Here is a 21,052-nt window from a genome sequence, read left to right as displayed (position 1 = left end):
ATTGTTTGCTGCTATCACTTAATTTGAATGATCGCTTTTATTATTCATTTGTTGCTGTTCAAACCACAATTTCATGAAGTCAGCTGTCAATGATTGTTCTATCTCGAGTGCGCGTTCAGTAGGGCAAAAAATAGTGAAAATAAGTTGTGTATCACCAATATCTGAAGTTGCGACTTGGATGTGCGGTTCAGGGCCTGCTATATGAACATCCAAACGGTTTTCAATGAGTTGGTTATAACGTATAGCAACATCATTAAAATCGGCGCAATAACCATGTGCTTTTTCGTATAAAATATCTAAAAACACAAAAGGATTAACACTGCCGTCTCTGGTAATTGTGAAATGGTGCATCGCGTAACGTTTTAAAAAGTTTAAGTTTTTAATGGAAGAAGTGATTAATTTGCTGTTAGGCACATATAAGGTTTTACCAGTGTACTCGTAAGAATCACTATTGACCTCTAAGAGGGTTAATTTTGCCCAATCAATAGAGTGTACTTCACCGTAATAATCACCTACTTGTATCCAGTCGCCAATTCGAAAAGGGCGGCTCGATACAATATATAAAAAACCAATAAAGCATTGAATAAATTCTCTGGTCGCGATCACGATGGCAACCACAAAAGCGGCAATGGAGATAGCAAATTTATGAAACTCTTCAGCCCAGATATTAAAAATACCAATGAAGATGAGTATTGTAATAGTATTATTTACAATATTGATTTTTAAACGTTTATTATTTTTACCTTTTTTTTCTACTACTTTTAAAAGGTAAATTTTACAGGTTACTAACACTAAAATTAAGATGATAGTGAGTACCGTATTATTATTCATTAACGCTTGAAAAAAAGTGTTGCTTGAGAGATCTATTGACTGTAGTTTTTCAAACATAATTAGTATTACCTGTGTTAATAACTTTCTATTTTATTAATTTTAACAATAACTTACTTTAATCTCATTAATTAATCATTAATTTAATGAGTACTCGCTTTTACTTATTGTTTGTTGATCGTTAATGAACCATCAATATGTAAATCACGTTGCGGATAAGCAACACAAATATTGTGCTCTTCAAATAATTCCTCTAAGCGGAATCGAATATTGCTACGCATTACCCGTAAACCACCTTCCGCGCTAGAGTCCAACCAAAAGGTCACTTCAAACATTAAGGCATTATCACCAAAGTCTTCGAAGGTCACTACGGGCGCTGGATGCTCTACTATTTTAGTTTGTTCTGTCGTTGCTTGGGCAATAAGGTCTGCAACTTTTCTAGCTGGTGAGCCATAGGCAACACCGACTTTTACCGAGGATCTCACTAAACTATCAATTAATGTCCAATTGACCACGGTATTTTCTAATAGTTTACTATTAGGGATCAGTAAATGAACGCCATCAACGCGTTTAATACGGGTTGAACGGGTATTGATCTCCTCTACTACACCTTTAGCATCTTCAACCTCCAAAAAGTCTCCGATGCGAATAGGGCGCTCCCACATTAATATCCAACCACTAATGAAATTGTTAATAATATTCTGAGCCCCAAAACCAACGCCAATAGCAATCGCGCCAGAGAGAAAGGCAAAAGCAGTAATTGGCACATTAATCAGCTCTAAAGTCGTAACTAATAAAATAGCCATGGCAATGATATAGAAAACACGCATTAACAGGTGAATCACATTGGGATCGACTTTTTTAGAAATAAGGCGCTTGGTAATTAATTTAGCAATCCAACGCGTTAAAACGATACCGATTAAGATCACCACAGGGATCAACAACAGATGTGTCACAGTAATCGCTTGACCAGATACGGTGATTAGCTTGTAGGATAAAATATTGTTAATTTGTGATAAGTCCATTAAGTGCTCCTCTAGGCTTGGTATTGTTCACAACAAGTCTCGCTAGTTTAGTTCATTTCAAACTTAAGGTATTGATATTGTATTAAAATATTGGCTTATTTTTTTACTCCTGCAAGAGACATCGCTTTTCTAGTGGAAAATAACGGATTGCTAATACAGTCAGTTTGTATTGAGGTTAGCTGAATAATAAAAGGTGACTAAAAGTAAAACCTAGCTTAACCTCAACTTTGTTAGTATTAAATCATCTAGAAAGAGAAATATTATGATCAGATGTATGTTATTAAAATCAGATAAATCGTGTACTTATGGCGATCAGTCTTTAATTGAGTTATGGCAACAAAATCCAAGTTATCAAATCTGGATAGATTTTGACGGTCACGATCAGGCTCAAGAAAAAAGTTTGTTGAAAGAGTTAGGTTGTCATTCCTTGGCGATCAGCGATGCGCAACGAGATCGTCATCCACCTAAAATTGAATTGTTTGATAACTATATCTTCATGCTGTATCGAGGTATTTATCACCCAGGTGATGATTTAGTCTTTGAGCATTTACAAATAAGTATGTTCGTTGGCACTAATATAGTGATCACTTCTCATCGTAAAACATCGATGTCTATCGACAAGTTATTTAGCGAAGAAGGGAAGAAGTATTTATCAAAAAGCCCTATCACTTTAGCATTGCGTATTTTCCATTATAGCTGTGGTATTTATCTGCAAAAACTATTTGAATTTGAAGAAAAGTTAGAGTCTATTGAGGATAAGTTTCAACTCGGTGGCGACGATAAAATGATGCAAGAGATCACCCTGTATCAATCGCGGTTAACTAAGCTAAAACGTACTTTTAATTATCATAGTAATATTGGTAGCGAATTAAAAATATTAGTGACTGATGAGACGCCAATTATCAATCAAGCTGATTTGCATACTGTTACTGATGTCCATGAACGTATCGAGCGTTTATTAAGCTTATCGCAAATGCATTACGATATTTGCAGCGACTTAGTGAATGGCTATTTATCAGTAACTTCACACCAATTGAATGCCACGATGCGAGTATTAACGGTTATCACGGCTATCTTTATTCCATTGGGTTTTTTAGCCGGTTTATATGGGATGAATTTTGAATATATTCCAGAGTTGAAAGTAGCTAATGGTTATTTCTATCTACTCGGTTTTATGAGCTTTATTTCTATTAGTTTAGTTCTACTCTTTAAGAAGAAACGATGGTTATAAACAACCATCGTTAATTGATAATAGATGCCTTGTATTTAGGGCATCTTTTATCTTGTTTTACACTTTATAACCGATTATTTTTTTACACGAAGTTAACCACAGCGGGCTAATCAATAGCGATAATGCAATAACACAGATCGCTAATTGGTAACCGTAAGCATTGATTATATTAGATTGTTTTCCAACGGCTGCTAATACAAAGCTAAACTCACCAATTTGCGATAACAGCGCACCTGTATAGATACTTTCTTTCCATGAAAAGTCAGACATCTTCAAAATACCCGCATTAATAAAAGTATTAATTAACAATGCTGCAATTACTAAAGAGGCCACCTGTAACCAGTTGGATATTAAGAAATCCAAGTCCAACATCATGCCTACAGAGATAAAGAATAGCGCGACAAACAAGACCTTTAAAGAATTTAAGTTATGATGCACCCATTGCGTTTCTTTTGCTGCTCCGATCAACATACCACCAAGGAATGCTCCTAACGCAGTAGAAAGTTCAAACCACGCGGTTAACATGGATAAACCAAAGCAAATACCTAACCCTGCAAACAACTGTAACTCATGGTCATGCTTTAACCACTTAGACAGTGGAATATGTACCTCTTTTTTGATAATAATAAAGGCCAATAAAGCGGCTGCAGCGATAGAGCCGATAACTTGTCTGCCTACATGAGCACTCTCAACAGCATCGGTCTGGTATAAACCAATAATGATTAGCATTGGAATAATTGCTAGGTCTTGAGCTAATAGAATTGCTAATGCACCTTGTCCGACTTTGGAGTCTAAGGTGTTGGTATCTTGTAATAGCTTGATCACAATAGCGGTGCTACTCAAACTGATTACAAAGCCAATAAGAATAATACGTTCGATACCCCAGTGGAAAAATAATCCTAAAACCCAAACAAAGGTTACGCTAAGAATAATTTGAAAAAGGGTACCAAAAATCGCCAGTTTCCAGTTTTCTACTAACTTTTTGGGGTCGGTTTCCATACCAACAAAAAACAATAGAAATACCACACCAGCAGCGCCTAAGCGAGCAATGTTCTCGGTGTCGGTAATTAATGAAAGTCCCCATGGACCAATAATAATGCCCACTATCAAGTAAGCAACAACATGTGGTTGGTGAAATAACTTTAGGATAAAACCTAAAGCCAACACTATAAAAATGATACTAACCATTTGTGGCATAAAAGGATCTAAGTGCATAACAACTCTTTAGTCATGTTAGGCGTTATGCCTATATTTTAATTAACTATATTAAAGCTAATTAGTTGTTTTAGGCATTGTATAACGCGCAAATTGTAATGGTGAGAATAGTACAATATACTCGATTAACCCCTAATTCATGTGAATTTATAAATGATAAAAGAACAATTTATTTGGTTTATCGACAGTCGCTTTTTTTACCAAACTAAGTCATTGGATAAGATGGTTCATCTGATCCTGCCCAACCAAAAAACACTGAAAATCATCATTGATGCAAGTGCACAATTAAAGGGGCGCGGATATTGGCATTTATTTGCAGAGAAAGAAATATTATCTGATGAAATAATGGCAAAAATTGAGTTAAAAAAAGCACAATTAGTTAAATTCTTCGCGATGAATGCTATTGATGTGGAGGTTAGCATCAATAAATCCACCGATTATCTATCGGTTTTAAATGCAGAGATAGCGAATGACCCACAGAGTTTAGTGGTTATCGAAGATAATGCAGTCGCCCAGCGACACTCTATTTTTCAACGTCTCACCGCGATTAACGCGCCGTTACTATTATTAAGTAAGCAGGCTTGGCATCAACCCTTAAGTATTGTGGCTGCCGTTGATCCACTTCACGAGCATGCTCGCTTGGGTGCACTTGATGCGAATATTGTTGCATTGGCTGAACGTTGGGCTAAGTCGTTAAAAGCAAGTTGGATGGTAGCACATTGTTATTATGTGACTTCGGTACTAAGCCAGTATAAAAGTAAGGTGCTATCCCAACATAAACAAGGTTTGATGGATTTTGCTAAAAAGCACCGAATTGCTACAAACCAGTGTGTTTTATTAGAGGGTGTGCCTGAAGAGGTATTAGCGACATATATTAATAAAAATAGCTGTCATATTTTAGTGATGGGGTTAGTGACTCGTAACAAGTTAGAGCAACTCTGGGTTGGTAGTACTACAACGGCACTCTTAAATGAGTTGCCTTGTGATCTATTATTATTGAAAAAATAACGACCAGTCAATGACACCAAAGAATACAAAGATTGCTTTGGTGTCACCTCCTTTGTTAATGATTCCTCACTCGGTAAATATCCAGCAGTGCAATGAGCCACACTGCCAACATAAGATAAGAATAGACATCTAACATTTGCATACTTCCTGCTGCTGAAGTGTTTAGCGCATTTGAAAGGGACGATACATCCATACCTATTTGGCCATGTTCAATTTGGGCGACAACTTGGTTAGCCTTTTCCATTATTTTCTTGAATAGTAATATCATGGGAATTGAAAATCCAATGATAAACACTAGTGCAGAAATATAGCGCTTTAAAGAAAGATGGCCGACACCGGGATATATAAGTGCTGAGAGTAACGCTGCTTTTAATGATTTATTCATGATCTAACCTGATAGCTTGGGATAAAAGTGGGTTGTTTAATCTTTTTTGGAAACACTTAATTAGTGTGATGAGGACTAGTTGGTGTTAACGTTAATGCATCATATAGTAATTATATCGTTTCTCATCTTTTTCACCGTTCAAAGCAATCATGGTATTGCTTAACTGAATCTGTTGACGATATTTATATTTATCTGTGCGAATGTTAAGGGGCTTACAATGATTCTTGATTCCTTTAAATTAACAGGGAAAGTTGCGCTAGTAACCGGTTGTAACACCGGATTGGGTCAGGCGATAGCGCTCGCTCTCGCCGAAGCTGGATCCCATATTGTTGGTGTTAATCGCAGCGCTCCCTCTGAAACGATGAAAAAAATGCAAGCTAATGGTCATCGTTTTCTTGACCTTAGGGCAGATCTGCTAAAGCAGGCACAAATTCCTTCTCTTATTGAACAAACCATCAAAGAATATGGGCGCATTGATATTTTAGTCAATAACGCGGGCATCATTCGTCGAGAGGATGCCATCGATTTTACTGAAAAAGATTGGGATGACGTTATGGATGTAAATGCTAAAACTGCATTTTTTATGTCTCAAATGGTGGCAAAACAGTTTATTAAGCAAGGTGATGGCGGAAAAATTATTAATATTGCTTCCATGTTATCTTTTCAAGGAGGCATTAGAGTACCGTCTTATACCGCTTCTAAAAGTGCGTTAATGGGATTGACTCGTGCAATGGCTAATGAGTGGGCTGCGCATAATATTAATGTAAATAGCATTGCTCCGGGTTACATGGAAACCAATAATACGACTGCATTAAGAGAAGATTTGGAACGAAATGAAGCTATTTTAGCGCGGATCCCTGCACAACGTTGGGGAAAACCCGTTGATGTTGCTGGACCCTGTGTTTTTCTAGCGTCAGAAGCTGCTAGTTATATGCATGGTTACACGATCGCGGTGGATGGTGGTTGGTTAGCGCGTTAACTGACTTTAATGAGAGTACTCAATTTATGAACGACCAGTTATTTTTCGCACAGTTATTAGGCTTTCTGAGCTTTTTACTTGGAGTGTGTACATTTTTCCAAAAGGACGATAAAAAGTTAAAAATTATGATGGTGGTGTTTAACTTAAATCACCTTGTACATTATTTGTTATTAGGCTCGATTGTTTCTGCATTAAGTGCTTTATTATCTGCGTTTAGAACTGTAACAGCTATTTACGTTTCTTCTCTTGTTGTCGCTTTATTGTTTATTGTAATAGGGCTTAGTAGTGCTATCTATTTTGCTGACAGCATTTGGGATCTATGGCCTATGCTAGGCATGAGTATTGGTACTTATGCTGTGTTTGTTTTAAAAGGGATTAAAATGCGCATTGCCTTTTTAATTGGGGCCGTATGTTGGTTAATTAATAATATTTTAGTTGGGTCTATTGGAGGTACATTATTAGAGGCAACATTAATAACGGTAAATCTAAGTACCATTATACGTTTAGTAAGGGATAACCGACAAATGGCTAAAGTTGAAGAAAGTGTGATAGGGCATTAAGTGACACAGCTCATACCCTATTTTTAACCATTAACCATTAACCATTAACCATTAACCATTAATCTGAAGCAGTTACTTTAGCCAATTCCGGTACCATCTCATCTATTAAATATTGGATTGATAAATAGCTGAAGAAAGAGAAAGCTCCTCCCACAAGATCGCCTGTAAAGTATTCTTTATGGTCTTTATAGAAAGGCATACGTTCTCGGAAGATAGCTGTGCTAGCACTTTCGACCGCTTCCTCTGAGGCTAGCCAAACAACAATATCATTATTTAAAAGATCTAATCGCTCTTCACTGAATGAAGCATAAAAAGCATCACCAGCAATTTGGTCAATTTCTTCAGGGATAATAAAGCCTAAACTCATTAAGAATTGAGAGCGAAGATCTTTGCTGGCATAAGCACCGGGCTGTTTATTATAATAAAAAGCAACAGCTGCCGTTTTTCCCTCAAATTCGGGATGTTGTGATTTAACTTCTTGTAGTTTTTGCTGTAATGAGGTGACATGTTGTTTAGCCACGGCTTCAAAGCCTAGTGCTTTTCCAATCATTAAATGTCGAACATCCCAAGGAATGGTCCATTTTTCATAATCACTAGGACCTGCGAGTGTCGGTGCAATTGAATTTAGCTTTTGGTACTCCTTTTCATCTAAAGCGGCAGACACGCCTATGATGAGGTCGGGTTTTAGCGCTGCTATTGTTTCGTAATCTATTATCCTAGGATCAAGTAGCACAGGTTTAGCATTACCTAGTGCTGATTGTGCCCATGGCCACACACCGTAAGGTTGGTTACCATACCAATCACGTATTGCGATCGGCTTAACGCCAAAAGATAAAATATCATCATGGTCAACTTGCCCTACAGAAACGACTTTTAATGGCTTTTTATCAATGGTTAATGTGCCATATTGATGTGTTAATGTGACAGAAAAAGCCAAAGCATTGATGCTGAGACATAAAGCGATTAATCCTACTATCCATTTCATAACAATTCCTTAGATTATGTTTTTTTCGTCATTAATAAGTAAGCGAATAAAGGCGCGCCAATTAATGCGGTGACTGACCCTGCAGCCAGTTGTGTTGGTGCAAATAAATTTTTACCAATAATATCCGCAGCTAACACTAAAATAGCGCCAACTAATGCAGTTAAAAATAGATGATTTACAGGACCGCAACGTACTAATTTGCGAGCTAAATGCGGTGCTAACAACCCAATAAATCCTAATGGTCCTACGACAGCTGTTGCAACTGCAGCTGCTGCCACGGAAATGGTAAGCTGAATGAGCATGATGGCCTTCAGATTAATGCCTAACCCAATGGCAACTTCATCACCTAAGCTGATCACTGACATCATTCTCGCTTGGTACAGTGTTAGAGATATGATCAAGATAAAAGCCATACATAGCATATTGACATCGTGCCAGTTACTATTATGTGTACTGCCAGCTAACCAGGATAGTGCTGCCATTGCAGAGGGCAAGTCACCGTAGGTGAGTAAACTAGAAATGATAGCGCTGATAAAGGCTGCAACACCTACTCCTAATAAAATGAATTTAAGAGGGTGGCCATTACCTCGCAATAGTTGAATAACAATAGTAATGCTGACAGCCCCTAAAAAGGCAGCAATCTCACGCCAGTCATCAATATAATTAGGGAATAAAATAGTCAATGTCACAACGGCTAAGGCCGCACCTTGGCTGATCCCAACTAAGCTTGGGTCAGAAAGTGGGTTACGTGTCATATTTTGTAATAATGCACCTGATAAAGCGAATAGGGCACCACTCAATATAGCAACTAAACTTCTTGGTAAACGAAACTCCCATATAATAACGTCGGTTTGTGGATCGATTACTGACTGTTGCTGTCCTAGTAAACTCATCACGCTATCATGTAATGAAAGAGGGTAACTTCCTTGTGTTGTAGCAAATATAAAAGTAGCTAAAAGCAGAGAAAATAAAAAGGCTGAGCATAACAAAGCGTAGCCGTTAATGCGTAATGAGATGGCTTGATTAAATAAGCGTAAAGTGAAATGCATTAACGAACCCTCACTTTCACTAACCAAATAAATAATGGTGCACCAATCAAGATCGTGATTAATCCTGTCGCTATTTCATGTGGTTGAATTAACCAACGAGCTAGGGTATCAACAAATAATAGGTATACCGCACCGAGTAAAATACAGTAAGGAATAATCCAACGATAATCTGCACCAACCCAGAACCGGACCACATGCGGGATAACTAAGCCAATAAAACCGAGAGGCCCAGCTAAGGCAACGGATACAGATGTTAAGATAACAACGCAAGTCAATAACTGCCATTTACGACGGGGAATATTAATTCCTAACCCTGTGGCGACCTCCTCTCCCATAGATAAAGCAGTCACACTTGGAGCAAGCATAATGGCAGCAACCAAACCTATGATAATCCAAGGTAAGCACCAGTAGAGGGTTGCTAAGTTACTAGCTAGCAATGAGCCTACCAACCAAGTGCGCATTTCTTCAAAGGTGTGTTGGTCTAGCAGATGGTGTATAGCTAATAACGCCCCAGTAAAAGCGGTAAAAGCAGAACCAGACAAAATTAAACTTAAGGGGGTAATACCACCTGTAACACGTGATGCGATACTCCATACAATGATTGCACTGATTAAAGCACCTATAGCAGCAACTAAAGGTAGCCAAACTAAAGAAGCGCTACTGACGAAAGTCGACCAATAGACTACCCCTAATGCAGCTCCGGTGAGCATGCCTAGTAGTCCTGGATCTGCTAAAGGGTTGCGTGTAACGCCTTGCATTAATGCACCAGAAACCGCTAAACAAGCACCAACACAGATTGCGATTAATGCTCTAGGTAATCGTAGCTCTTGAATAATCAGGTGATTAAAATTATCTTGGTTGTAAGCATAAAAAGATTGTATCAATTCATCGATGGGGATGATTTTGGTACCAATCGATAAATGCCAGATGAATGCAAACAATAATAAACCTAGCATGATCACTATGCCTGACCAGCTTAGCCATTTTGAACGAGTCATGATGCTACCTGAGAAGATTGTTGAGTCATTGGAATGCACAGTAAAGCATCACTGTCGGGATCTTTCATGACCTTCGCGGTTAATCCAAATACAGCTTGCAGGTTATCAGCATTAAATACTTGATCAGGTGTACCTTGTGCATATACCTTACCTTCTTTCATCATGATTAAATGGTCAGCATAGGTGGCGGCTAAATTAAGTTCGTGTAACACAATAACTAGGGTACGTTGATGCTGGTGGGCTAAGTCGCTGAGTAAGTTTAATAGGTCAACTTGTACTTTTAAGTCTAAGTAAGTGGTTGGCTCATCTAATAAAATAATATCTGTCTGTTGTGCTAATACCATAGCAATCCAACATCGTTGTCGTTGACCACCTGATAAATCAGCAATAGAACGGTCTGCTAGCATTTCAACATTTGCTTGCTGCATTGCTTGTTCAACCGCTTGCTCATCCTCTTTACTCCATTGCTTTAAAAAGCTTTGGTGTGGGTAACGCCCCTGTGAGACTAACTCTTTAACCGATAAACCTTCTGGTGCGATTGGCCCTTGTGGCAATAAGGCCATCATTTTAGCCACTTTTTTAGCTGGTTGCTGATGAATGGCTTTGCCATTTAACAATACTTGACCACTAATGGGAGGGAGTACACGGGCTAAACATTTTAATAGGGTTGATTTTCCACATCCATTAGAGCCTATTAATATGCTAATTTTTCCTGGTTGAATAGTTAAATCAACGCCTTTAACAACAGGCATTGAATAGCCCACAACTAGGTCATGGGTGGTTAGGCTAATAGGTAAAGCAGTTTGTTGATTGGTTAAACTCATGATTAGAATCTTATTGTTTATTTTTATGTACTTTTGGGCAATCTGCACAGAGGTTTTCATTTATCTTATCAGCAAGGCAGCAACTGCTTCTGATGAAGTCGATAGTCTTATCATGTCGAGGTTTTAACGAATCCAATAACTTGTTGGGCAAGCCCATGGCATCAACCCAGAGCTGAGCATGTAATAAAATATCTTGATCATTAAAACCTGTTATTAATTCTTTTACTTTCAGTAAATTACCAAAAATTAAATCGGCAACAAAACGATGGGCATAACCTGGACGACAGCGCTCAATGTGATCAAGCTGTATTCGGTAATGTTCAATCAAAGGGGCAAGTTGTGATCCTGCTTGTACGATCAATTGCTTTATATCGCCTGCTAACATTGTATTATTTTGGAATACATAGCCAATAATTGCATTGTGCTGACGTTGTTGTTTAAAACAGGAAAAATCTGGTAATTTTTGTAGCCCATAGATACTGATAAAAGCGATATAGATGGGTTGCCAACATAATAGATGCCAAGTTCTAGCTTGGTAGTAAGCATTACCTGCATTAGGGAGGTGATGTTTTAAATCATTTTGTAATGCACGGATAGTAGCTTGGTCATAATGATTTCCCTTAAGCCACTGGTCATCTTCAAGCGTCATTAACAATGATGAATCTACATCTTCAAACTTACCATCTAAATAGGGGATAACTTGCTTGCATAAGTTAAACATGGAGGTGAGTGAATCTGGTTTTTTAGCTAGATTAGACATAATGGTTAAGGGTAAATACGCCTATTAATTAGTATAGATGATTGAACTGAACGTACGGTTTAGGTATGCCTCAGAGACAAAGCAATTATCATTTTGATAATAGTTATCGTTATCTTGTTGGATGATATATGAGCTATTTTTTGATTGCAACAATCGACAAGCAAACAGTGTCGAAATTCACATCATAATATTATTGGTGATATCAGATGATAGGGGGAGTAATAAGTTTGTCACTAATCACCAAGGCGGTGATTAGTTTAATATGGGATATTGTACCAATCATACTAATTAACGAAGTTAATCTTCGAAAGGCTCAACTAACGCTTTAAACTAAGTGATTTTTCCTTCGCAAAATTGAGAACACTTATTTAATGTAATTGGTATTATTAGAGCGATACTATTTTAAGTTAATTCATTTTACACAACACGTTTTTGTAAAGGTTCGATAAAACCATGGCTTAACTCAGTGATGAGGCCACCTAAAATTTCTAAGCCAGGCAAAATTTTATCACTGTTCATGGCAGAAAAACCTAACCGAATATAATTCTTAGGGGCATCTTTTTGCATAAATAGCGTATCACCTGATTCTATTAATATTCCATGTTGCGCGGCTTTATCTCGTAAATCATGGCTAGAGACATTAATAGGCAAGGCAATCCAAAAGCAAAAACTACCAGGGGTGGCATGTATTTTACAGGTGCTGAGATATTTTTTTACACCTTGTTCCATTAATAACCATCGCTTTTCAAAGGTACGACGCATACGTCTAACATGGCTATCATAATAACCTTGGCTGATAAAGAGTGCCGCGATACGTTGGTTATTAGAGGGTGGATGGCGGTAATGTAAAGCGCGTAGTTTACGTAACTCATTAACTAATGAGCTATCTGCTACTAAATAGCCAATACGAATGCCGGGTGTTAAAGATTTAGATAAACTGCCTACATAAATAACGCGACCATCTTGGTCAAAGCTTTTTAATGCAGGTAATGGTTGTTCAATGAAGTTAACTTCACTCTCGTAGTCATCTTCAATCACGATGAAATCATCTTTACAGGCCTGCTCTAATAAGCCTTTGCGACGCTCTACATTCATAGTCACCGTAGTTGGGTATTGGTGACTTGGGGTTGTGAACACATAATCACAGCCTTTTAATTGTTTACCCAGCTGTAAGCCCGCATTATCAATATCAAGTGCTTTCATTGGGCTATCACACAGGGAGATGATATGACGCAAGTTCGCATAGCCAGGGTTTTCAACACCAAAGGTGACTGATTGATCGGCTAATAAGTTGGTTAATAAAAACAGTGAGTTTTGTGTGCCTAAAGTGATCAGTATTTCATCTGATTTGGCTGTGATACCACGTTTAGAGAGAATTTGTTGGCGTATTTGTGAGACCAGTTGAGGGTCATCCATATCGATATAACCTTCTACCCATTCATGGAGTTTGCCTTTACTTTCTGCAATACGCGAACATTCTCGCCATTGATAAAGTGGAAATTCATTAACATCGATGTGGCCATAAATAAATGGATAAGGGTATTTTAACCAATTTTCATCTTTATTTAATGTGGATAATCGACTGGGTTGTTTCAACATTCGTTTAGACCAGTCGGGTTGACGTGCTGTGCGTTGTAATCCTTCAGGGTCTTTTTGCACCGAATTGGTGAGACGTTGCACCATAAGTAGGTCAGGATGAACAAAGAATCCACTGCGTTTCCGTGCAACTAAATAACCTTCATCGACCAAGCTTTCATAAACTAATACTACTGTATTACGTGATACCTTTAATAACTGTGCCATCTTTCTACCCGATGGTAAGGCTTTGTCACCAAAGGTATCTTGTTCAATTAACTCGACTAATTTTTCACGGATCTGTTGCTGATAAGTACTATTTTGATGCAATTCAATATTTATTAAAAAATCAACCATTACGTCACCTGTATAAAATTCGAGCAAATTGTTTGGTGAAAAATGTTACTGGTTTTCAATGCAACTCACCACCTTATAGATAGGCAATTTCTAAGCCAAGATTTATCACGGTATGGTGTCAAAATTTAACTTGTGGCCCATTAATTTCAAAAATTGGCTCTGTAACTAATTTTGTCGAAGTGTAGTTTAAATAAGGAAAGCAGATCATGAACATCATACAAAAATAATAAAAAGCGATTCATGGTGGCGTCAGAAAAATGGGAATGTTCAGCAAATGGTTACAAACGTTTGCAAGGTTTAAGTTAAATAGATACGAAGTTAATTATATTTTAAATAATGGGAAATAACCTAGTATTAATATTCTATTTTATGTTTTTAGAGAGTTGCTTTGTTGCTCAATAAGCTATGCAATTGTTCCCTTAGGGACTCTCGAATCATGTTCGTACAATAATCGTATTACGATGAAATATTTTATTAACTAGTTGTTTTTATTATTTGTTTTTGTTTGTTAATCTGTATTGTGATTAATAAATATAACCTAAATAAGTAACAATTGGATAATGATAATGTTGGCATAACAGGTTATGCCATAAAAGTAAGTATGTTAGCTCGTATGCTGCATATGGATCTGGAAAAGGTCTTTTTTAGATTCAATTAGGATTCTCGCGCTTATATCTAGTGCGAAAAAATCATCATAAAAAATGAGGTAATGGAAATGCAAAAAACGAAACTTATTAAAGCCCTTTCACTGACTGCAGGTCTAGTGTTATCAACCAGTGCGTTATCAGCAACATGGAAAATGGCTGTTGGTGATGGTGGTGGTAGTGCTCAAGAAGCATTAGGCATCAAATTCACTGAAGTCTTAGCTGAAAAAACTAATGACAAATTTAACACTACGTTATTTGTTAATGGGCAGTTAGGCTCTGAACAGGCGACAGTCAATGATGTGGCACTAGGTACTTTAGATATGTCTATCATCGCAGCTAACAACTTAGCACCATTCAGCCCTTCTGTAGGTCTACTTTCTCTTCCATATATATTTGAAGATATTGATCAAGCAGAAAAAGTGATTAACAGTGATATTGAAAAGCGTTTAACAGAAACAACATTACAACAAGCAAATGTTCGTATCCTTGCTTGGAGCTACTCAGGTTTCAGAATGTTAACTAACTCAAAACGTCCAGTGAAAAACTTAGATGATTTGAAAGGGTTGTTCATTCGTGTACCAAAAAGTGATCTGATTATTAAAACTTATCAATCATTTGGTGTGAATCCAACACCAGTAGCATGGTCTGAAACATTTACTGCATTACAACAACAAGTTGTTGATGGCCAAGAAACACCTTATGCAGCGATTTACTCTATGAAATTTGCTGAAATTCAAAAATATCTAACGGAGACTCATTACCTATTTTCTCTTGAGCCTTTAATTATGTCTGAGTCTCTTTTCCAAGACCAATCTAAAGAAGTGCAGCAAGCAATCTTAGAAGCTGGTAAAGAAGCGACTGAATACAGCCTTTCTTGGATTAAAGAGAAAGAAGGCAGCATCAAAGAAGAGCTAGTTTCTAAATACGGTATGGAAATTGACCAGTTAGAAGATGAAGCAGAGTGGGTTAAAAAAGCACAAGCAGGTGTATGGCCTGAGTTTTACGAGCAAGTAGGCGGTAAAGATAAAATTAATGAATTACTGAGCCTATTAGGTCGTGAGAAAATCTAAAAGATAGTTTGAAAAGGGGGTGGAAACACTCCCTTTTTATTGGTGCAGGCACAACAGCATAACAACCTATTTTAAGAGCAAGGTGCTGCTCTCTCTCAAGGGAACAGGGACACAATGATGAAAATAATTTTTAAAATATTCGATAACTTAGAAAGTTATCTATGTAGAGCATTACTGGTAACCTTTGTTACTTTGCTTTTTGCTCAAATTCTCTCCCGCGAACTTTTTGGCCATTCCATTACTTGGAGTGAGGAGCTATCCGTTTACCTATTTGTATGGTTCGTTTTTCTGGGGGCAAGTTATGCAGCAAAACTGTCAGCGCATAACCGCGTTACTTTTCACTACAAATGGCTGCCACAAAAACTCCGAACCTTTTTTGAGTTAGCTTCAGATCTACTGTGGGTAAGTTTTAATAGTTATTTTATCTACCTAAGTTATGACTTTGTTTTCAACAGAATGAATCTGTTTTGGAAGTCTCAAACGCTAGGTATTCCAATGAAATATATCTACTTAATTCTACCAATCGCATTTGTGTTAATGACTATCCGTATCTTACAAGTTAACTACTTAAAATATATTAAAGGTGTTGAGGTAATTGATCCTGAATCGCAAGAGATGAACGAATTAATGAATCACGACATGCAAGAAGAATCTACAGCTAATGATGTAGAAAACAAAAAACACACAGGGAAGATGGAGAATAACCTATGAGTGAAGCATCCATAGTAATGGTCCTATTTGGATCCTTCTTAGCCTTATTAATTCTGGGCGCACCTGTGATGGTGTCATTAGGTATTGCTGCTTTGGCATCATTTTTCTACCTAGATGAAAATCCAATTAAATTTGTACAAATTGCCTTTAACTCGGTGGGGTCATTTCCATTAATGGCATTACCCGCGTTTATATTAGCTGGCGCATTGATGGAAGCATCTGGGATATCTAAACGATTAGTGACTCTAGCTGAAAGCTTTGCAGGTCCTGTCACTGGTGGTATGTCTGCTGCTGCTATTTTAGCGTGTATGTTTTTTGGTGCTATTTCAGGTTCAGGTCCAGCGACGACAGCCGCAGTTGGTATGCTAATGATCCCTGCGATGGTGAATCGTGGTTATGATAAAGGCTATGCCTCTGCGGTGACTGCATCATCGGGTGGACTAGGGATTGTTATTCCGCCTTCTATTCCAATGGTTATCTTTGGTATTTCAGCCTTGGGGTTAGTTGTGCCATTAGATGCGATTGCAAAACACGGCGAGTTCCAAAGTATCTCTATTCCAAAAATGTTTATTGCTGGCTTCTTACCAGGAGTGGTGATGTCTGTAGGTTTAATGACACTTAACTACATTCAGTGTCGTCGCTACGGCTTTAAAGGTAGCGGCGAAGGTTGGTCGATTGCGCAAATTGGTAAAGCAGCACGTTCAGGCATTTGGTCTATCTTAGCACCATTAGTGATTCTAGGCGGTATTTACTCGGGGTTCTTTACTCCGACTGAATCAGCAATTATTGCTATTTTCTACACACTTTTTGTGGGGATATTTATCCATAAAGAGTTGAAGATGAAAGATCTTATTCACTCTTTAGAAACAACAACTTGGTTATCAGGTCGAGTATTATTAATTCTATTTACTGCTACCGCCTTTGGTCGTATCTTAGTAGAAAACCAAATACCAGGGATTGTGGCTGAATCAATGTTAAGTTTAACTGATAACCTATACTTAATTTGGTTATTGATTATTGCTTTCTTGTTATTTGTGGGGATGTTCATGGAAACGCTTGCGGCGATTATGATTTTAACGCCGGTATTGTTGCCTGTTGCCTACACGCTAGGGATTGACCCTGTGCACTTTGGTATTGTGATGGTATGTAGCTTGTCGATTGGTTTTTCAACGCCGCCATTGGGTGAGAACTTATTTGTTGCTTCAGGTATCTCCGATACACCTTTAGAAGAAGTAACTGCGAAAGCATTGCCGTTTGCATTTGTGTCTACAATCATGGTGATTATTATTGCGTATATACCGCAAATCGCGTTGACCATGCCAAGACTACTAGGATATTAGATTGTTTAATAACCTGCTTCAGACAACTAAAGCAGGTTAACAATAAAGGGATAGATTATGTTTCAATTTGATAAAATTCTATACTGTACCGACTTATCACAGGGTTCTAATGAGTGCTTTAAATATGCTGCATTTTTAGCAAAAAAAACGGGGGCTGAAATACATGTATTACACGTAGTAGAAAAGCTTTCCAGTGATGCGAGAATTGCCTTAGAAAGTTATGTGATGGACTCGGTACAACGCGCTGAAATGTTAGGGTCTCGTAAACGTCAAGCAAAAGCCAAATTGGCGACAAAACAGGAGGACTTTTGGGCGCAAGTGACAGACCCAGAAGATCTTGCTGTGAGAAAGCAAATTAAATCGATTAATATTATTGAATCTTTTCCTATGGAAGCCATTCTAAAAAATTCACGAGAACGTGAAGTGGATTTAATTGTAATGGGGACCCATGAAAAAGGTTTTGTAGAGACGTTCTTGGGTAGTGTTGCAAGGAATGTACTAGCGCGTTCACGTATCCCTGTTTTAGTGGTGCCACTGAAAGAACGTAAACGATAACCTTCAATTTAGCTTAAAGCCAAGTTATTTGATTAACTTGGCTTTTTATTTAAATCCTACCTTGCCGCCAACGTTTAAAAAAATATAATGCCCATACCAATCACACTCATTAACGGGTCTCTTTTGTTTGTCAAAATAGCTGATTTGGGGCTGTAAGTGTTGTAAAGATATCCACTATTTACCCCTGCTTACCTTTTAAATTAAGCCATTTTTTGTGCAAAAATTAGATTACTTATTTATTATTATTGTTTCGCTTTTTACCAGGTAAGGTGTCTGCTTATGGAAAATACATTCTCAATCTTTTCAACGGCTGTTTTATTGTTCTTTATATTGGATCCATTTGGCAGTGTGCCTTTGTTATTAAGTATTCTAAAAAATATAGATAAAAAAAGACACTCTAAAATTATTATTCGAGAAATGTTGATTGGCTTGGTTATTTTGATTATTTTCCTGTTTTTTGGAGAGCAATTCTTAAGCCTGTTTCATTTAGAAACGCCTGCAATTAGCTTGGCTGGTGGTATTATTTTCTTTGTGATCGCCTTAAAAATGATTTTTCCTAACCCTAGTGGTGGTGACCTATTTGCAACCAGTAAAGGCGATGAGCCTTTGGTAGTACCGATTGCTATTCCAATGATTGCCGGCCCCGGTGCATTGGCGACTTTATTGGTATTGGCGAAAACTAACGCGGAACATACCGGTGGGCTATTTACAGCATTATTATTGGCTTGGGTGTTCGCTGTACTTGTCTTGTTATGCTCACCACAGCTTTACAAAATTTTAAAAGATAAGGGCTTAAAAGCCTTAGAGCGTTTAATGGGCATGTTGCTATTAATGATGTCGGTGCAGATGTTCATTGATGCTACTCGTGTTTTATTACCTACATTTTAAATAAATTTAAGTGACTTTATTCACCCCTTAAATACTTGATTAAAGCTATCTAAGGGGGCAACTTTAGTATTTGCCTGTCGATGCCATTTGGTACCATGAGCCACTAACCACGTTTGCAAGCTGTTGTTGATGATTGCTTGGCTTACCTTTGCTTCTTGTAGTTCATGCTCTAAACACCAATCGACAGGTTTATGTGTTGTACTGTCTAAAGTAGTAATCGCAGCACAACTAATAATGCCAATATCTGCAATAAACTGTTGGAAAAAATCATGGCTACTTTCTCCAACAATATCCCTATCTCCGTTGCGTAAACGACCTCCAGCAATCCATGTTTCAATATGATCATAGTGAGATAAGATGGACGCAGCTTCAAAGTTATTCGTGATCACGCGTAATTTTTGATGGCCTCCGAGTTGTTCTGCGATAGCAGAAATCGTGGTGCCAATCCCTAAGAATAAAGTGCTGCCATTAGGGATTTGTTGTGCAACTTGTGCTGCAATTTTTTGTTTGGCATCTGTGAAAGACGTTTTACGTGCAACATAGCTACTATTTTCTAAGGAGGCAGGAACGCTCACTCCACCATGATGACGGCGTGCTAATCCTAAATCGCATAAGGTATTAATATCGCGTCTGACAGTTTGTTTAGTGATTGAAAAGTCAGCTGAGAGTTGTTCAATGGAACAATAATCTTGTTGTGTTATTAAAGATAAAATATGACGTTGCCTATCTGATAATTCGATACTCATCTTGATGCTCACCTCATACTTAAAAGCGTTGCGGCCAGTCGGTAATAATATTATCCACATGTAAGGGCCTTAGTGGCTCAATTAATGCTGGATCATTAATCGTATAACAATGTATTTGATAGCCCGCCTGTTTGATTTTAATGGCTTGTTCTTTTTTTAAAAAACGGTAATCACAATTGACACTGAAGGCATAGATATCTTCTAGCATTTTTAAGGCATTATCAGGAATTTTTTCCCATAACTGAGAGCGACGAATACTTGGTTTAAGACGTTTTAATAATAATAAAGCTTGATGTTGAAAACTTGAGAACACTAATTGTCCAGTAGTGACTTTACTGGCCTCAATAACTGCGATTACTTGTTCGCAGAGAGCCAATATATGTATTTCATTTTGTATTTTTAACTCTATGTTTAAGGCGATACCGTGTTTCTTTATCAGTGCTAGCACCGCGGCTAAAGTAGGGATATGTTCATTTTCATATTCATCGGAAAACCATAATCCAGCATCTAACCGAGCTAAATCCTGATAATCGATATCTTGCACTAAGCCTCGTCCATTGGTACATCGATTAACGGTAAAGTCATGAATCACAACGGGCACACCATCCCTGCTAATCTGTACATCTATCTCTACCGACTTGGCCCCTAGTTCAATGGCTTTCTGAATGGCAATTAAGGTATTTTCTGGGGCTACGCTAGATAAGCCTCGATGTGCAGTAATTAACATAATTTTTTTATCCCCATTTAAGTATCAATATAGCTTCTCAAATAAGTATTACAAGAATGTGTCATCAAATGATGAATGTTTTAGCCAGTTTTCTTTCATACGAACAGCTTAATCCTGTCAAAAACATTATAAAGTTCACATGAACCTAAAGTTGCGATCAACTTACGCTTTATTGCTTTTTGAAGAAAAGTATTACTGATAATTTTAATTGGAAGGGAGCCTTAAAATATTTAAAAAATATTCAACAAGCTTAGTCGCTGCGACTCTTTTATTAAGCGCCGATGTTTCTGCAAAAACACCGAGCGATTGACTAAGTTATCTCATTAATACAACAACACCCGCTATAGAGTTTGTAAAGGCCAAGCTTTTTGTTTCTGAGGACGCTATTAGTATTGGACAATATCGAGCTTTCACTCAATGGCCAATCTTTATTTGAAGTGTTTAAAAGCAGTATCGATGTTACCAATATCAGTGGCTATTTGTCATCACGTTCTGTTGCTTCTCTGTCTATAACTTCGAAGTCGGGCGGAAGCGCCTTTTCAGTTTGCTAACCACTTGTTATAAGCCCTGCATAAACCGAGTTTATGCA

General features: G+C 37.6%; 21 protein-coding genes. 9 read left to right on the top strand and 12 right to left on the bottom strand.

Features of this window, described 5'->3' with window-relative positions:
- Positions 1 to 18: 18 nt before the first annotated feature.
- Together AC0L3W_RS11805 and AC0L3W_RS11800 are read right to left on the bottom strand one after the other, a co-directional pair.
- The gene (locus AC0L3W_RS11805) at positions 19 to 888 is read right to left on the bottom strand and encodes a mechanosensitive ion channel family protein (protein ID WP_290039504.1); all 870 of its coding nucleotides are present in this window, start codon (positions 886 to 888) and stop codon (positions 19 to 21) included.
- 104 nt (positions 889 to 992) lie between these two features.
- Complete coding sequence (locus tag AC0L3W_RS11800; RefSeq protein ID WP_290039503.1) at positions 993 to 1,853, bottom strand: mechanosensitive ion channel family protein; 861 nt, start codon at positions 1,851 to 1,853, stop codon at positions 993 to 995.
- 262 nt (positions 1,854 to 2,115) lie between these two features.
- Between AC0L3W_RS11800 and AC0L3W_RS11795 the strand changes: the two genes are divergently transcribed.
- The gene (locus tag AC0L3W_RS11795; protein WP_290039502.1) at positions 2,116 to 3,084 is read left to right on the top strand and encodes a magnesium transporter CorA family protein; all 969 of its coding nucleotides are present in this window, start codon (positions 2,116 to 2,118) and stop codon (positions 3,082 to 3,084) included.
- Positions 3,085 to 3,141: 57 nt separating this feature from the next.
- On the opposite strand, the gene AC0L3W_RS11790 is transcribed toward AC0L3W_RS11795, so the two are convergent.
- Positions 3,142 to 4,299 carry a cation:proton antiporter gene (locus AC0L3W_RS11790; RefSeq protein ID WP_409438810.1) on the bottom strand — a complete coding sequence of 386 codons (1,158 nt, stop codon included), beginning with the start codon at positions 4,297 to 4,299 and terminating at the stop codon, positions 3,142 to 3,144.
- Between the two features lie 153 nt (positions 4,300 to 4,452).
- Between AC0L3W_RS11790 and AC0L3W_RS11785 the strand changes: the two genes are divergently transcribed.
- Positions 4,453 to 5,307 carry a universal stress protein gene (locus AC0L3W_RS11785; RefSeq protein WP_409438811.1) on the top strand — a complete coding sequence of 285 codons (855 nt, stop codon included), beginning with the start codon at positions 4,453 to 4,455 and terminating at the stop codon, positions 5,305 to 5,307.
- Between the two features lie 55 nt (positions 5,308 to 5,362).
- Here AC0L3W_RS11785 and AC0L3W_RS11780 read toward each other — a convergent pair whose 3' ends face one another.
- Positions 5,363 to 5,692 carry a hypothetical protein gene (locus AC0L3W_RS11780; RefSeq protein ID WP_290039499.1) on the bottom strand — a complete coding sequence of 110 codons (330 nt, stop codon included), beginning with the start codon at positions 5,690 to 5,692 and terminating at the stop codon, positions 5,363 to 5,365.
- A gap of 217 nt (positions 5,693 to 5,909) precedes the next feature.
- Here AC0L3W_RS11780 and kduD point away from each other — a divergent pair, with 217 nt between their 5' ends.
- Together kduD and AC0L3W_RS11770 are read left to right on the top strand one after the other, a co-directional pair.
- A complete protein-coding gene (gene kduD / locus AC0L3W_RS11775; RefSeq protein ID WP_290039498.1) occupies positions 5,910 to 6,671 on the top strand; it encodes a 2-dehydro-3-deoxy-D-gluconate 5-dehydrogenase KduD in 762 nt (253 codons plus the stop codon).
- 26 nt (positions 6,672 to 6,697) lie between these two features.
- On the top strand, positions 6,698 to 7,231 hold the full coding sequence (locus AC0L3W_RS11770) for a YgjV family protein (RefSeq protein WP_409438812.1): 534 nt from the start codon (positions 6,698 to 6,700) through the stop codon (positions 7,229 to 7,231).
- A 58-nt stretch (positions 7,232 to 7,289) separates the two neighbouring features.
- Here AC0L3W_RS11770 and AC0L3W_RS11765 read toward each other — a convergent pair whose 3' ends face one another.
- The 6 genes from AC0L3W_RS11765 to pdxR all read right to left on the bottom strand — a co-directional run bounded on the left by AC0L3W_RS11765 (position 7,290) and on the right by pdxR (position 13,779).
- Positions 7,290 to 8,216 carry an ABC transporter substrate-binding protein gene (locus AC0L3W_RS11765; RefSeq protein WP_409438813.1) on the bottom strand — a complete coding sequence of 309 codons (927 nt, stop codon included), beginning with the start codon at positions 8,214 to 8,216 and terminating at the stop codon, positions 7,290 to 7,292.
- A gap of 14 nt (positions 8,217 to 8,230) precedes the next feature.
- Positions 8,231 to 9,265 carry a FecCD family ABC transporter permease gene (locus AC0L3W_RS11760; RefSeq protein WP_409438814.1) on the bottom strand — a complete coding sequence of 345 codons (1,035 nt, stop codon included), beginning with the start codon at positions 9,263 to 9,265 and terminating at the stop codon, positions 8,231 to 8,233.
- The gene (locus AC0L3W_RS11755; protein ID WP_409438815.1) at positions 9,265 to 10,263 is read right to left on the bottom strand and encodes a FecCD family ABC transporter permease; all 999 of its coding nucleotides are present in this window, start codon (positions 10,261 to 10,263) and stop codon (positions 9,265 to 9,267) included. Before AC0L3W_RS11755 ends, AC0L3W_RS11760 begins: the two co-directional genes overlap by 1 nt.
- Positions 10,260 to 11,087, bottom strand: a complete 828-nt coding sequence (locus AC0L3W_RS11750) for an ABC transporter ATP-binding protein (protein WP_290039493.1) — start codon at positions 11,085 to 11,087, stop codon at positions 10,260 to 10,262. Before AC0L3W_RS11750 ends, AC0L3W_RS11755 begins: the two co-directional genes overlap by 4 nt.
- 10 nt (positions 11,088 to 11,097) lie before the next feature.
- Positions 11,098 to 11,808: a siderophore ferric iron reductase gene (locus AC0L3W_RS11745; protein ID WP_409438816.1), complete on the bottom strand. Its 711-nt coding sequence runs from the start codon at positions 11,806 to 11,808 to the stop codon at positions 11,098 to 11,100.
- Between the two features lie 456 nt (positions 11,809 to 12,264).
- Entirely contained in the window at positions 12,265 to 13,779 is a 1,515-nt protein-coding gene (gene pdxR / locus AC0L3W_RS11740) for a MocR-like pyridoxine biosynthesis transcription factor PdxR (RefSeq protein WP_290039491.1), read from the bottom strand.
- Positions 13,780 to 14,494: 715 nt separating this feature from the next.
- Here pdxR and AC0L3W_RS11735 point away from each other — a divergent pair.
- From AC0L3W_RS11735 to AC0L3W_RS11715, 5 genes are all read left to right on the top strand, one after another.
- Positions 14,495 to 15,496 carry a TRAP transporter substrate-binding protein gene (locus tag AC0L3W_RS11735; protein WP_290039490.1) on the top strand — a complete coding sequence of 334 codons (1,002 nt, stop codon included), beginning with the start codon at positions 14,495 to 14,497 and terminating at the stop codon, positions 15,494 to 15,496.
- Between the two features lie 114 nt (positions 15,497 to 15,610).
- A complete protein-coding gene (locus AC0L3W_RS11730) occupies positions 15,611 to 16,207 on the top strand; it encodes a TRAP transporter small permease (protein WP_409438817.1) in 597 nt (198 codons plus the stop codon).
- The gene (locus AC0L3W_RS11725; protein WP_290039488.1) at positions 16,204 to 17,547 is read left to right on the top strand and encodes a TRAP transporter large permease; all 1,344 of its coding nucleotides are present in this window, start codon (positions 16,204 to 16,206) and stop codon (positions 17,545 to 17,547) included. The genes AC0L3W_RS11730 and AC0L3W_RS11725 overlap by 4 nt, the downstream gene beginning before the upstream one ends.
- Positions 17,548 to 17,604: 57 nt before the next feature.
- Positions 17,605 to 18,102 carry a universal stress protein gene (locus AC0L3W_RS11720; protein ID WP_290039487.1) on the top strand — a complete coding sequence of 166 codons (498 nt, stop codon included), beginning with the start codon at positions 17,605 to 17,607 and terminating at the stop codon, positions 18,100 to 18,102.
- 279 nt (positions 18,103 to 18,381) lie between these two features.
- Positions 18,382 to 18,990, top strand: coding sequence for a MarC family protein (locus AC0L3W_RS11715; protein ID WP_290039486.1), 609 nt, complete (start codon positions 18,382 to 18,384; stop codon positions 18,988 to 18,990).
- 20 nt (positions 18,991 to 19,010) lie between these two features.
- Here the strand turns inward: AC0L3W_RS11715 and AC0L3W_RS11710 are convergent, their stop codons facing one another.
- Entirely contained in the window at positions 19,011 to 19,736 is a 726-nt protein-coding gene (locus AC0L3W_RS11710; protein ID WP_409438818.1) for a DeoR/GlpR family DNA-binding transcription regulator, read from the bottom strand.
- Positions 19,737 to 19,755: 19 nt separating this feature from the next.
- Positions 19,756 to 20,463 (bottom strand): glycerophosphodiester phosphodiesterase family protein, encoded by a 708-nt coding sequence (locus tag AC0L3W_RS11705; protein WP_290039484.1) that lies wholly within the window; start codon positions 20,461 to 20,463, stop codon positions 19,756 to 19,758.
- Between the last annotated feature and the right edge of the window lie 589 nt (positions 20,464 to 21,052).

The organism is Psychromonas sp. KJ10-5 (assembly GCF_055808325.1).
The sequence above is the reverse complement of the archived record's forward strand: the minus strand, read 5'-3'. Positions and strand labels throughout refer to the sequence as shown.